The 12609-nt window shown below is 72.8% G+C and carries 13 protein-coding genes; 9 read left to right on the top strand and 4 right to left on the bottom strand.

The features are described from left to right. Positions 1-96: 96 nt before the first annotated feature. From pth to ACQUFX_RS20615, 4 genes are all read left to right on the top strand, one after another. Positions 97-687 carry an aminoacyl-tRNA hydrolase gene (pth, locus tag ACQUFX_RS20630; protein WP_428961982.1) on the top strand — a complete coding sequence of 197 codons (591 nt, stop codon included), beginning with the start codon at positions 97-99 and terminating at the stop codon, positions 685-687. Between the two features lie 121 nt (positions 688-808). Beyond that, positions 809-1630: an inositol monophosphatase family protein gene (locus ACQUFX_RS20625; RefSeq protein WP_428967016.1), complete on the top strand. Its 822-nt coding sequence runs from the start codon at positions 809-811 to the stop codon at positions 1628-1630. Positions 1631-1700: 70 nt separating this feature from the next. After that, positions 1701-2612, top strand: coding sequence for a sulfate adenylyltransferase subunit CysD (gene cysD, locus ACQUFX_RS20620; RefSeq protein WP_428961981.1), 912 nt, complete (start codon positions 1701-1703; stop codon positions 2610-2612). Continuing rightward, on the top strand, positions 2612-3925 hold the full coding sequence (locus ACQUFX_RS20615; RefSeq protein WP_428961980.1) for a sulfate adenylyltransferase subunit 1: 1314 nt from the start codon (positions 2612-2614) through the stop codon (positions 3923-3925). Before cysD ends, ACQUFX_RS20615 begins: the two co-directional genes overlap by 1 nt. 150 nt (positions 3926-4075) lie before the next feature. On the opposite strand, the gene ACQUFX_RS20610 is transcribed toward ACQUFX_RS20615, so the two are convergent. The 3 genes from ACQUFX_RS20610 to galE form a co-directional block, all read right to left on the bottom strand. Continuing rightward, on the bottom strand, positions 4076-4399 hold the full coding sequence (locus ACQUFX_RS20610) for a Scr1 family TA system antitoxin-like transcriptional regulator (protein WP_428961979.1): 324 nt from the start codon (positions 4397-4399) through the stop codon (positions 4076-4078). A gap of 94 nt (positions 4400-4493) precedes the next feature. After that, the gene (gene galK / locus ACQUFX_RS20605; RefSeq protein WP_428961978.1) at positions 4494-5690 is read right to left on the bottom strand and encodes a galactokinase; all 1197 of its coding nucleotides are present in this window, start codon (positions 5688-5690) and stop codon (positions 4494-4496) included. Next, the gene (gene galE / locus ACQUFX_RS20600; protein WP_428961977.1) at positions 5687-6670 is read right to left on the bottom strand and encodes a UDP-glucose 4-epimerase GalE; all 984 of its coding nucleotides are present in this window, start codon (positions 6668-6670) and stop codon (positions 5687-5689) included. The genes galK and galE overlap by 4 nt, the downstream gene beginning before the upstream one ends. A gap of 192 nt (positions 6671-6862) precedes the next feature. On the opposite strand from galE, the gene ACQUFX_RS20595 reads away from it, so the two are divergent. The 5 genes from ACQUFX_RS20595 to ACQUFX_RS20575 all read left to right on the top strand — a co-directional run bounded on the left by ACQUFX_RS20595 (position 6863) and on the right by ACQUFX_RS20575 (position 11137). Beyond that, entirely contained in the window at positions 6863-7945 is a 1083-nt protein-coding gene (locus ACQUFX_RS20595; RefSeq protein ID WP_428961976.1) for a hemolysin family protein, read from the top strand. Between the two features lie 33 nt (positions 7946-7978). Further along, entirely contained in the window at positions 7979-9004 is a 1026-nt protein-coding gene (gene trpS, locus ACQUFX_RS20590; protein ID WP_067374412.1) for a tryptophan--tRNA ligase, read from the top strand. Positions 9005-9056: 52 nt separating this feature from the next. Beyond that, positions 9057-9608, top strand: coding sequence for a 2'-5' RNA ligase family protein (locus ACQUFX_RS20585; protein WP_428961975.1), 552 nt, complete (start codon positions 9057-9059; stop codon positions 9606-9608). 57 nt (positions 9609-9665) lie between these two features. Continuing rightward, positions 9666-10601 (top strand): YhjD/YihY/BrkB family envelope integrity protein, encoded by a 936-nt coding sequence (locus tag ACQUFX_RS20580; protein ID WP_428961974.1) that lies wholly within the window; start codon positions 9666-9668, stop codon positions 10599-10601. Positions 10602-10693: 92 nt separating this feature from the next. Continuing rightward, on the top strand, positions 10694-11137 hold the full coding sequence (locus ACQUFX_RS20575) for a hypothetical protein (protein WP_428961973.1): 444 nt from the start codon (positions 10694-10696) through the stop codon (positions 11135-11137). Positions 11138-11207: 70 nt separating this feature from the next. On the opposite strand, the gene ACQUFX_RS20570 is transcribed toward ACQUFX_RS20575, so the two are convergent. Further along, positions 11208-12275, bottom strand: coding sequence for an alkene reductase (locus ACQUFX_RS20570; protein WP_428961972.1), 1068 nt, complete (start codon positions 12273-12275; stop codon positions 11208-11210). Between the last annotated feature and the right edge of the window lie 334 nt (positions 12276-12609).

Genomic DNA, 12609 nt, shown 5'->3' with positions numbered 1-12609 from the left:
TACCGGGCGGGTCGTGCCGGGTCGACCGGAGCACGCCGCAGCCGCCCGGTGGGTCCGCCGGTCGGCGGTCGGTGACGGTAAGCGGAAGGGACGCGGGTGACGGACGAGACGGGGCCGTGGCTGGTGGTCGGCCTGGGTAATCCGGGCCGGGAGTACGCCGACAACCGGCACAACGTCGGGTTCATGGTGGCCGACCTGCTGGCCGACCGGGTGGGCGGGAAGTTCGGCCGGCAGCGGCGGGCGGTGGCGGACGTCGCCGAGGGGCGGCTGGGTTTCGGGGGCCCGAAGCTGGTGCTGGTGAAGCCGCTGACCTACATGAACCTCTCCGGTGCTCCGGTGGCGGCGCTGGCGCAGTTCTTCAAGGTGCCGCCGGGGCGGGTGATCGCGGTGCACGACGAGTTGGACATCGCGTACGGGCAGGTCCGGGTCAAGTGCGGGGGCGGCGAGGGCGGGCACAACGGGCTCCGTTCGATGTCGAAGTCGCTCGGGACGAAGGACTACGTGCGGGTGCGGTTCGGCATCGGTCGGCCGCCGGGGCGGCAGGACCCGGCCGACTACGTGCTGTCGAACTTCTCCGCGGCCGAGCGCAAGGAGCTGGACTTCCTGGTGGACCGGGCGGCCGACGTCGCCGAGTCGGTCGTCACCCGGGGCGTCGAGCCGACGCAGAACGCGTACCACGGGGTGTGAACAGGGCGCAGCGGGTCCGGTCGGGGGCCGGCCGGTAGTCTGCGCCTTCTGGTGGAGGTTTCGACACCACGACGTGGGGTCGTGTCGAGTCGACAGGAGCAGGTGAGTGGGCAGTCCTCCGATGATCGACGGGGCGTTCGCCCGGTGGCTGGCGGGCCGGGCCGGGCAGGCCCTGGTCGGTCTGCGTACCGAGATGGGGTTCGCCGACCCCGGGGCGTTGAAGTCGGCCGGTGACAAGACCTCGCACGAGCTGATCCGCGCCGAGTTGGCGATGTGGCGCCCAGGGGACGCGGTGCTCTCCGAGGAGGACGAGGGGGCCCGGCTGGCCTGGGCGGCGGAGGTGAGCTCCGGGGCGGTGTCCCGGCTGACCGCCGACCGGGTGTGGATCGTCGACCCGTTGGACGGGACGCGGGAGTTCTCGGAGGAGGGGCGGTCGGACTGGGCGGTGCACGTGGCGCTCTGGGCCCGGTACGCCCCGACGCCGCACGGCCTGGTGGCGGGCGCGGTGGCGCTGCCGGCGCAGCACCGGGTGCTGGCCACGGACTACCCCCCGGCGTACCCGCCGATGACGTTGGAGGCGGCGACCTCGGGCGGGGGGCGGGCCATCCGCCTGGCGGCGAGCCGGAGTCGTCCGCCGGTCTTCCTGACCGATCTGGCGGAGGATGTGGGTGCTCATCTGGTGCCGATGGGGTCGGCGGGGGCGAAGATCGCGGCGGTGGTGACGGGTGAGGTCGACGCGTACATCCACGCGGGTGGGCAGTACGAGTGGGACTCGGCCGCTCCGGTGGCTGTGGCGACGGCCACCGGCCTGCACGCTTCCCGGATCGACGGATCTGCGCTGAAATACAACGAGGCTGATCCGCGGCTGCCTGACCTGCTGGTCTGCCGCAAGGATCTGGCCAGCCGGTTGCTTGCAGCGTTGCAGAAGCATTCCGTAGCCTGAGTCTTCTTCACCTCTCCGACCGGAAAGGTCTGGAATCCGTGAGCGCAGCCGAGCGAATCGAGGCCGTGTCATGACCGCCCCCGCCGCCTACCAGGTCTCCCACCTCGACGCCCTGGAGGCGGAGAGCATCTTTGTGATGCGTGAGGTGGTGGCGGAGATGGAGCGGCCGGTGTTGCTGTTCTCCGGTGGTAAGGACTCGATCGTGATGCTGCGGTTGGCGCAGAAGGCGTTCGCGCCGGGGTCGGTGCCGTTTCCGGTGATGCACGTGGACACGGGTCACAACTTCCCGGAGGTCCTGGCGTACCGGGACGGCCGGGTGGCGGAGTTGGGGTTGCAGTTGATCGTGGCGTCGGTGCCGGAGGCTCTCGCCAGTGGGTTGGTGCGGGAGTCGGGGGACGGGACGCGGAACCGGATCCAGACGCCGGTGTTGTTGGACGCGGTGGAGAAGCACCGGTTCGACGCCTTGTTCGGTGGGGCCCGCAGGGATGAGGAGAAGGCGCGGGCGAAGGAGCGGGTGTTCTCGTTTCGGGACGAGTTCGGGCAGTGGGATCCGAAGAACCAGCGTCCGGAGTTGTGGTCGTTGTACAACGGTCGGCATCACCCGGGGGAGTCGATCCGGGTGTTCCCGTTGTCGAACTGGACCGAGTTGGATGTGTGGCACTACATCGCGCGGGAGCGGATTCCGTTGCCGTCGATCTACTACGCGCACGAGCGGGTGGTGGTCGCCCGGGACGGGATGTTGTACGCGGTGAACGAGTTCATCCGGCCTCGGGCGGGTGAGACGCCGTTCACGGCGGTGGTGCGGTACCGGACGGTCGGGGACGCCTCGTGCACGGCGGCGGTGGCGTCGGACGCGGACACGGTGGAGAAGGTGATCGTGGAGGTCGCCGCGACGCGGGTGACCGAGCGGGGCGCGACCCGGGGTGACGACCGGGTCAGCGAGGCCGCGATGGAGGACCGTAAGCGGGAGGGCTACTTCTGATGAGCACCGACACCATCACCCCGGGGGCCGGCGTGCCCGAACCGGTGCAGGCGCGGCCGATGGACCTGCTGCGGTTCGCCACCGCCGGGAGCGTCGACGACGGCAAGTCGACCCTGATCGGCCGCCTGTTGTACGACACCAAGAGCCTGTTCACCGACCAGCTCGCCGCCGTCGAGGCCGTCAGCGCGGCGCGGGGGGACGAGTACACCAACCTCGCCCTGTTGACCGACGGGTTGCGGGCCGAGCGGGAACAGGGCATCACCATCGACGTGGCGTACCGGTACTTCGCCACCCCGCGGCGGAAGTTCATCATCGCCGACACCCCCGGGCACATCCAGTACACCCGCAACATGGTCACCGGCGCCTCGACCGCGGACCTGGCGTTGATCCTGGTCGACGCCCGTAAGGGCCTGGTCGAGCAGTCCCGCCGGCACGCGTTCCTCTGCTCCCTGTTGCGGGTGCCGCACCTGGTGCTGTGCGTCAACAAGATGGACCTCGTCGACTACGACCAGGCCGTGTTCGACCGGATCGCCGACGAGTTCACCGCCTTCGCCGCGAAACTCGACGTGCCCGACCTGACGGTCATCCCCGTCTCCGCCCTCAAGGGCGACAACATCGTCACCCGGTCGGAGAACATGCCCTGGTACGAAGGCCCCGCCCTGCTCCACCACCTCGAACGGGTCCACATCGCCTCCGACCGCAACCTCGTCGACGTCCGCTTCCCCGTCCAGTACGTCATCCGCCCCCAGTCCACGACGGTGACGGACTACCGCGGCTACGCCGGGCAGGTCGCCTCCGGCGTCCTGAAACCCGGCGACGAGGTGATGGTCCTGCCCTCCGGGTTCACCTCCCGCATCGCCGCCGTCGAGACCGCCGACGGCCCCCTCGACGAGGCGTTCCCCCCGATGTCGGTCACCGTCCGACTCACCGACGAGATCGACATCTCCCGCGGCGACATGATCTGCCGCCCCCACAACGCCCCCACCCCCAGCCAGGACATCGAAGCGATGATCTGCTGGATGGACGAAACCCGCCCCCTGCACATCGGCGGCAAGTACACCATCAAACACACCACCCGCACCGCCCGCACCATCATCCGCAGCCTCCAGTACCGCCTCGACATCAACACCCTCCACCGCGACGACACCGCCACCCACCTCACCCTCAACGAGATCGGCCGCGTCCGCCTCCGCACCACCATCCCCCTCCTCGCCGACGAGTACCGCCGCAACCGCACCACCGGCGGCTTCATCATCATCGACGAGACCACCCACCGCACCGTCGCCGCCGGCATGATCATCGAAGCCACCTGAGGTGTAAGGAAGGGCCCCCTCCTAACCCATACGGTCGAGAAGGGGCCCCTTCTCACAGCTCGGGTCGGCCCCGGTGGCCGGTCCGGTGGCGGTACCCAGTGAAGCCCCCGGCAGTGCGCCGGGGGCTTGCGGTGGTGCGGTCGCCGAGGGTCAGCGAGGGCTGGCCGCCAGGCCGACGAAGGCTTCTCGGAGGAGGTCGAGGGTCCGCCCCCGGGGCAGGGCCTCGCCCCGGATGCGCTCCCAGCGTCGTTCCGGCCGAACAAGCGCGGACGCCTGGTCGAGGATCTGCGCTTCCGCCGCACTGTCGACGTGCGCCACCCGCTCGCCGTCCGGCAGGTCGGCGAGGCTGAACGGCCCGTCCAGCCCGGGATAGTTGGGCGCGTCGGCCGGCACGACGTGCAGTTGCAGGGTCGGCAGGTCGGTGCGGGCGAGCAGGTGAACCCCTCCGCGATCTTGCAGTTGGCGCCCCGGCACAAGGCGCGTACAGGAACTATCGGGGGCCCACAGTGCACGATCGCGGGGGCGGGGTGGGGGGTGTTAAGAAGGGGCCCTTCCTCTACCGGAAGCGTTAACAGGGGGCCCTTCCTTGCATCTGGGTGGTGCCGTGGGTGGGGAGGGCGGTGAAGTGGGTCGGGGCGGCGAAGCCGCGGGCGGCGTACGCGGTGGCCACGGCGGTGGCCACGGAGTCGGCGGCAGCGGCGTCGACCAGGGCCAGGACGCAGCCGCCGAAACCGCCGCCGGTCATCCGGGCACCGAGCGCCCCGGCGGCGAGCGCCGCCTCAACGGCGGTGTCGACCTCCGGCACGGTGATCTCGAAGTCGTCCCGCATCGAGGTGTGGGAGGCGGTCAGCAGCGGCCCGATCTCCCGGATGCGGCCGGCGCGCAGCAGGTCGACCGTGTCGAGGACGCGCTGGTTCTCGGTGACCACGTGCCGCAGCCGGCGGCGGGTCTCGTCGTCCGGCAGCCGGTCCAGCGCGGCGGCCAGGTCGGCGACGCCGACGTCCCGCAGTGCCGGTACGCCGAGCACCCGGGCCGCCCGCTCGCAGGCGGCCCGGCGGGCGGCGTACTCCCCGTCGGCGTGCCGGTGCGGGGCGCGGCTGTCCACGACCAGGACGGCCAGGCCGGCGGCGGCCAGGTCGAACGGGATGTGGTCGACCGCCTCGGTACGGCAGTCCAGGAAGAGCGCGTGCCCGGCGCGGCACCGGATCACGGCCGACTGGTCCATGATCCCGGTGGGGGCGCCGACGTACTCGTTCTCGGCCCGCTGGGCCAGCCGGGGCTGTGCGTCGGCGGGCAGGTCCAGCCCGCCCAGGTCGACCAGGGCGGCCAGCACCGCCGCCTCCAGCGCGGCCGAGGAGGAGAGCCCCGCGCCGAGCGGCACGTCGGAGGCGACCGCCAGGCGGGCCCCGGGCACCGGGTGACCGGCGGCGCGCAGCGCCCAGACCACCCCGGCGACGTACCCGGCCCAGCCGGGCACCCGGCCCGCGCCGGTGACCTCGTCGACGCCGAAGGTCACCGGCTCCCCGGTCAGCTCGGAGCGGACCGTCCAGGTGGTGCCGGGCTGCGGGGCGGCGGCGACCACGGTCCGCAGCGGCAGCGCGAAGGGCAGCACGTACCCGTCGTTGTAGTCGGTGTGCTCGCCGATCAGGTTGACCCGGCCGGGTGCCGCCCAGCGGCCGGCGGGCGGCTCGCCGTACCCGGTGCGGAAGGCGGCGCTGGCCCGGTCGGCGACGTCCCCGACCGGGGTGGGGGAGGGGGCGGTCACGGCTGGGTCAGCCGGTGGGTGCGGTAGAAGGCCCAGGCGTCGCCGACCATGTCGTGCAGGGTCGGCTTGCGCGGCTCCCAGCCCAGTTCGGCGCGGGCCAGCGCCGACGAGGCGACCAGTTCGGCGGGGTCGCCCTCCCGGCGCGGGGCCATCTCGACCGGCAGCGGCCGGCCGGTCACCTCGCGGACCACGTCGACCACCTGCCGGTTGCTGAACCCGTTGCCGTTGCCGAGGTTGTAGATCCGGTGCTGCCCGCCGGTCGCCGCGCCCAGCGCGAGCAGGTGGGCGCGGGCCAGGTCGGCGACGTGGATGTAGTCGCGGACGCAGGTGCCGTCGGCGGTGGGGTAGTCGTCGCCGAAGAGCTGGAGCTTCTCCCGCCGGCCGGCGGCCACTTCCAGGGCGATCGGGATCAGGTGCGACTCCGGGTCGTGCCGCTCGCCGAGGGCGACGTCGCCGTCGAGGTACGCGCCGGCCACGTTGAAGTACCGCAGCGAGACGGCGGCCAGCCCGTGCCCGATCGCCTCCGAGGTCAGCGCCATGTCGACGGCGAGCTTGGTGGCCCCGTACGTGTTGGTGGGGGCCTTCACCGCGGTCTCCGGGATCGGCAGCTCGGTCGGGTTGCCGTACACGGCGGCGGTGGAGGAGAAGATCAGCCGGGGTACCCGGGCGGCCCGGACGGCGTCGATCAGGGCGAGCGAGCCGACGGTGTTGGTGTCCCAGTACAGCTCCGGCCGGACCATCGACTCGCCGGCCGCGATCAGGGCGGCGAAGTGCAGGACCCCGTCGAAGCCCGCCTCGGGGGTGAGCACCCGGGCGGCGTCGTGGACGGACGCCTCGACGTGGCTGGCGTCCGGCGCGAGGGCGGCCCGGTGACCGGTACGCAGGTCGTCCAGGACGACCACCTCGTGCCCGGCGTCGAGCAGCATCCGGGTGACCACGCTACCGATGTAGCCGGCACCGCCGGTGACGAGCAGTTTCACGTCCGTGCCTCCTGCCTGGGCCGCCGATGCGGCGCGTGTCCGGTGCTCACCCTACGGTCGTCCGCCGTGCCCCGGCCGTGTCCCCGCTGTGCGTGGCCAGCCGTCATCCCAGCACAGTCCTTCACGATTGAACAGAGACGAACATCAGCCGAATTCCGGTGCCCGGCGGCGGCGGTGTCTACCATCTCTGTCATGCGGGAAGCGGGCGCTTCCGGGCCCCGGCGGGGACGGTCGGGGCTGCCGCGCCGCGTGCCGAGGCCACTGGCCAGGGCCGTCGCCCGGATCGTGGTCCGCGCGGCGGACGGCGCCACCCGCCGGGTCACCGACCTGCTCGGGGCCGGTCCGGCCGCCGGACGGGAACGGTTCAGCGAGACGGAGCTGCGCGACCTGGTCGCCGCGAACACCGTGCTCGACCCCGAGGAACGTCGGATCATCGACGAGGTGCTGGTGGCCGGGGCGCGCCTGGTCCGCGAGGTGATGATGCCCCGGACCGAGGTCGTCTTCCTCTCCGCCGGGCTGACCATCGCCGAGGCGGCCCGGCTGGCCCGGACCGCGACGCACACCCGGTACCCGGTGGTCGACGGCACCCCCGACGACGTGGTCGGCTTCGTCCACCTGCGGGACGTCCTGCTCCGCCCCGAGACCGACCCGTGCGGCACCGTGGGGGAGCTGGCCCGGGAGGTCAAGCGCCTGCCGGACAGCAAGCGCGTGGTCGCCGCGCTGGCCGAGATGCGCCGGGAACGCCACCACCTGGCCGTGGTCGTCGACGAGTACGGCGGCACCGCCGGCATCGTCACCCTGGAGGACCTGATCGAGGAGTTGATCGGCGAGATCCACGACGAGTACGACGCCGCGCCCGACCCGGTGCACGCCGGGCTGCCCGCCGTGGTGGACGGCCGGCTCAACCTCGCCGACTTCGCCGAGCGGACCGGTGTCACCCTGCCCGGCGGCCCGTACGAGACGGCCGGCGGGTTCGTCATGGCCGCCCTGGGCCGGCTGCCGGTCGCCGGGGACGAGGTGCGGGTGGGGCCGCCGGTCGACGCCACCGACGCGGCGGAGCCGGCCGGCGGCTGGCTGCTGCGGGTGCTGACCCTGGACGGTCGCCGGGTGGCCCGGCTCGCGGTCTCCGTCGACCGCCTGCCCGAGCAGCGCCGGGCGGCCGCCGGGCCGGGGACGGCCGCCGGACCGGGTGCGCCGGCCGGGGCGGGGGCGCGGGCGGTGGACGCCGTGCCGGGCCCGGCGGATGTCGTGCCGGGACGCGCCGGCCCGTCATGACGTACCCCCGGGCTTGCTGACAGAATTGCCGGCATGTCCGACGCTCCCGCCCGTCCCCGCGTCCTCTCCGGCATCCAGCCGACCGCCGACTCGTTCCACCTCGGCAACTATCTGGGCGCGGTCCGGCACTGGGTGGCCCTCCAGGACAGCCACGACGCGTTCTACTGCGTGGTGGACCTGCACGCGATCACCGCCGGCCACGACCCGGCGGTGCTGCACCAGCGGACCCGGCGGGCCGCCGCCCAGTTGCTCGCCGTCGGGATCGACCCGGAGCGCAGCACCCTGTTCGTCCAGTCCCAGGTGCCCGAGCACCCGCAGCTCGCCTGGATCCTGGGCTGCATCACCGGGTTCGGCGAGGCCGGCCGGATGACCCAGTTCAAGGACAAGTCGCAGAAGCAGGGCAGCGACCGGGCCAGCGTCGGCCTCTTCACGTACCCGATCCTCCAGGCCGCCGACATCCTGCTGTACCAGGCCGACGCGGTGCCGGTGGGGGAGGACCAGCGCCAGCACCTGGAGCTGAGCCGCGACCTGGCCCAGCGGTTCAACACCACGTTCGGCGCGACCTTCACCGTCCCGGCGGCGCACATCGTCAAGGACACCGCGAAGATCACCGATCTCCAGGAGCCGAGGGCGAAGATGTCCAAGTCCTCCTCGGCGCCGGGCGGCATCATCGACCTGCTGGAGGACCCGGCCCGGTCGGCCAAGAAGATCCGCTCGGCGGTCACCGACACCGGCCGGGAGATCGTCTTCGACGCCGAGGCCAAGCCCGGCATCGCCAACCTGCTCACCATCTACTCCGCGCTCAGCGGTCGGGGCATCGACGACCTGGTCGGCGCGTACGCCGGCAAGGGGTACGGCGACCTGAAGAAGGACCTGGCCGAGGTGGTGGCGGAGTTCGTCCGCCCCATCCAGGCCCGCACCCAGGGGTACCTCGACGACCCGGCGCAGTTGGACAAGCTGCTCGCCACCGGGGCGGAGAAGGCCCGCGCGGTGGCCGGCGCGACGCTGCGCACCGCGTACGAACGGGTCGGGTTCTTCCCGCCGGTCCGGGGCGAGTGACGCCACGGCGGCGGAGGTGAACGGGTCGGTACGCGAAGGGGTGGCGCGGGGCATGGAGCGCGGCGAGGGGTTGCCGGCGACGGGCGGCACGATCCAGATCGGGGTCGCGGTGGACATCCCCGAGCCGTGGGGCGCGGTGCTGACCCGGCGTCGCGCCGAGGCGGGCGACCCGCAGGCGGCGGACATCCCGGCCCACGTCACCCTGCTCGGCCCGACCGAGATCGCGGTGGCCGCCCTGCCGGCCGTCGAGGCGCACCTGGCCGCCGTCGCCGCCGCCCACCTGCCGTTCACCCTGCACCTGCGGGGCACCGGCACGTTCCGGCCGGTCACCCAGGTGGTGTTCGTCGCGGTGGCGGCCGGGATCAGCGAGTGCGAACTGCTGGCCGCCGCGATCGGCTCCGCCGCCGACCTGCGCCGGGAGGCCCGGTTTCCGTACCATCCGCACGTCACCGTCGCCCAGGACGTCGCCCCCGAGGCGCTCGACCAGGCGTACGAGGACCTGGCCGACTTCTCGGCGATCTTCGAGGTGGAGGCGTTCACCCTCTTCTCGCACAGCGGACAGACGCGGTGGCAGCCGCGCCGGGACTTCCGGCTCGGCGGCTGACCTCTCGTGGCCGAGCGGTCGGCCGCACCCGGGCGGACGATCGGCGAGGATGACAGCGTGGAACTTCTGGGGCGGCTGGGCGCCGGCATCGACCGCCGGGTGACCGCCGCGCGCCGCCGCTCCGGGCTCCTCGACCACGTCTGGCGGGCCGTCGAACTGTACGGCGAGGTGCTCGGGGCCCGCCTGGCCGCCGCGATCGCGTACTACGGCTTCTTCGCGGCGTTCGCGCTGGCGCTGGTGGCGTACTCGGTCTTCGGCGCGATCCTGGAGGACAACGACGAGGTCAGCGCCGCCGCGGCCCACTTCCTCCGGGAGAACCTGCCGTTCCTCGACCCCGGCCAGATCGCCCAGAGCAGCGGTACCGTCGGGGTGGTCGGCCTGGTCATCCTGGTCTTCACCGGGATCGGCTGGATCGAGGCGATCCGCTCCTCGCAGCGGCTGATGTACGGGCTCAACCAGCAGCCCGGCAACCTCGTGGTCCGCCGCCTGGTGGACCTGGTGGTGATGATCGGGGTCTTCCTGCTGCTCGGCGTCTCGGTGGCCGCCGTCGACGCGCTGGAGTCGCTGCTGCGGTTCCTGTTGCGCAGCACCGGCTCGATCGGGCTGACCACGGTCAGCGCGGTGCTGAGCGTCCTGGTCAACGCGGTGCTGGCGGTCGCGCTGCTGGTGGCGGTGCCCCGGCTGCGGATGAGCCGACGCCGGCTGCGGCCGGTGGTGCTGGTCGTCGCGGTCGGCATCACGCTGTTGAACACGGTGGGCCGGTTCTACGTGGTACGCACCGAGCGGAACCCGGCGTACGCGGTGGTCGCCGGGGCCGTCGGGCTGCTGCTCTACCTGTACCTGCTCAACCAACTGATCCTCTTCGGCGCGGCGCTCGCCGCCACCAGCCCCCGGGGCCGGGTGGTGGACCTGGCGGCGGCGCCCGCCCCGACGCCCCGGGCCCGGGACCTCGACGGGGAGGCCGATCCGGGTGCTCCCGGCGGGGCGGGGTGACCGGGAGCGGCCTGCTCTTTCGGGGACGCCTAAAGCGTGCATGTCGGGCAAAAGGCGCGCAGGGCTTCACGTTCCCGGCCCATGATGAGCCGGTGGGCGCACTAGTGACGTTGGACCTGCCGGACGACTCGCCGATGGTCGACCTACCGTGGATCATCACCTTCGGCCCGCTCAGCGACGCCGACGAGTGGGAACCGGTGGTCTGCGGGCCGTACGAGCGACCGCACGCGCTCGCCCTGGCCGAGGCGGTGGTCGCCGAGGAGCAGTTGATGGCGGTGGTGGAGCCGCTGCTGCCGGCGGTCTCCGCCGACGAGATCCGGACCGAGATCGCCGCCGCCCAGGCCGCCGCCGAGTCCGAGCCGGACGGCCTGGACGAGGTCGACCTGTACGGCGACTACGAGGAGACCGTCGACGAGGAGCAGGACCGGCTCACCGAGGCGGAACGGCACGCCCAGCCGCTGACCGCCCCCAGCGAGGCCGACCTGCGCGCCGGGTTCCACCGGATCGCCGCCATGCTCACCGGCCGCGACACCTGACCCGCGCCGCCCCGCGGGTGTGAGAAGGGGCCCCTTCTCGACCGTATGCGTTAAGAAGGGGCCCCTCCTTTCAGCCCAGCTCGGGGTAGTCGGTGTAGCCGTGGTGGTCGCCGCCGTACGCGGTGCGGTAGTCGGGGGTGGTGAACGGGCCGCCGGCCGCCAGCCGCCGGGGCAGGTCCGGGTTGGCCAGGTAGAGCGCGCCGTAGGAGACCAGGTCGGTCTCGCCGGTCTCGACCAGCTTCAGCGCCTCCGGCCCGGTCCAGCTACCCGGGGTGTACGGGTTGAGCAGGAACGTGCCCTGCCAGCGGTCCCGCAGCACCGGCGTGAACTCGGTGTCCGACCCCTCGGCGACGTGCAGGTACGCCAGGCCGAGCGGGTTGAGCGCGTCGAGCAGGGCGAGGTACGTCTCGCGGTGCCCCTCCTCGACGATGTCGTTGAAGCCGTTGGCCGGCGAGACGCGCAGCCCGACCCGGTCCGCGCCGATGGCGTCGGCGACCGCCCCGGTCACCTCGACCACGAACCGGATCCGCCCGGCCACGTCGCCGCCCCACTCGTCGTCGCGCAGGTTGGTGTTGGTGGCGAGGAACTGGTGCAGCAGGTACCCGTTGGCCCCGTGCAGCTCGACCCCGTCGAAACCGGCCTCGATCGCGTTGCGGGCCGCCGTGACGAAGTCGGCGACGGTGGCCCGGACACCGTCGGCGTCCAGCGGCCGGGGCACGGGGAACTCCTGCGGGCCGGTCGGGGTGACGATCGTCCCCGCCGCCCGGACCGCCGACACGCCGGACGGCTGGTGGCCCCGCGCCGTGTTGTCCGGGTGGCCGATCCGCCCGGTGTGCATGAGCTGGGCGAAGATCAGGCCGCCCCGGTCGTGGACGGCGGTGGTCACCGGTCGCCACGCGGCGACCTGCTCGTCGGTGTGCAGGCCCGGGGTGTTCAGGTACCCCTGGCCGGTGGCGGAGGGCTGGATGCCCTCGGTGACGATCAGCCCCGCCCCGGCGCGCTGGCCGTAGTACGTCGCCATCAGCTCGGTCGGGCTGGCCCCGGGGCCGTACGCGCGGCTGCGGGTCATCGGGGCCATCACCACCCGGCTCCGGGTCGTGTACCGGCCGATGACGGCTGGCTCGAATGCAGTTGTCATGTCCCGACTCCGTCCGGAGAATCCATCGCTCTGCTGCCCCCAACCGTGGGGCGGACGGGAACCTTCCGGAGTGGACTGTGACCGTGGGCACGGCGATCAGGTGACGGTGCAGCGGGGCGGCCGGTGGCGTGGTCGGGTGCGGTGGCGACCCCGGACAGCGGTGCCCGGCTCGCCCGACCCCGGGCACCGCTGTCCCTCACCCCCCACCACAAGGGGTCGTTCGAGCCCGGCCGCCCGCTGGCGGTGGGGCGCGGCGGGCGACCGGGATGACACCGGGATACCCCGTGCGGGCCGGCTCGAATCCCGTCGCCGCGAATCCTGCGTGGGGAACGAC

It is taken from the genome of Micromonospora fluostatini, assembly GCF_050410825.1.
GTDB classification, from domain to species: Bacteria; Actinomycetota; Actinomycetes; order Mycobacteriales; family Micromonosporaceae; genus Micromonospora; species Micromonospora rosaria.
Note: the sequence above shows the minus strand (reverse complement) of the source record. Positions and strands in the feature narration are given on the sequence as shown.

What these genes read in the sequence shown, in the direction of transcription:
- ACQUFX_RS20625 (WP_428967016.1), top strand. Translation starts at nt 809, where the DNA reads ATGATCGACGGGGCGTTCGCCCGGTGGCTGGCGGGCCGGGCCGGGCAG.
- cysD (WP_428961981.1), top strand. Translation starts at nt 1,701, where the DNA reads ATGACCGCCCCCGCCGCCTACCAGGTCTCCCACCTCGACGCCCTGGAG.
- ACQUFX_RS20615 (WP_428961980.1), top strand. Translation starts at nt 2,612, where the DNA reads ATGAGCACCGACACCATCACCCCGGGGGCCGGCGTGCCCGAACCGGTG.
- ACQUFX_RS20595 (WP_428961976.1), top strand. Translation starts at nt 6,863, where the DNA reads ATGCGGGAAGCGGGCGCTTCCGGGCCCCGGCGGGGACGGTCGGGGCTG.
- trpS (WP_067374412.1), top strand. Translation starts at nt 7,979, where the DNA reads ATGTCCGACGCTCCCGCCCGTCCCCGCGTCCTCTCCGGCATCCAGCCG.
- ACQUFX_RS20585 (WP_428961975.1), top strand. Translation starts at nt 9,057, where the DNA reads ATGGAGCGCGGCGAGGGGTTGCCGGCGACGGGCGGCACGATCCAGATC.
- ACQUFX_RS20570 (WP_428961972.1), bottom strand. Translation starts at nt 12,275, where the DNA reads ATGACAACTGCATTCGAGCCAGCCGTCATCGGCCGGTACACGACCCGG.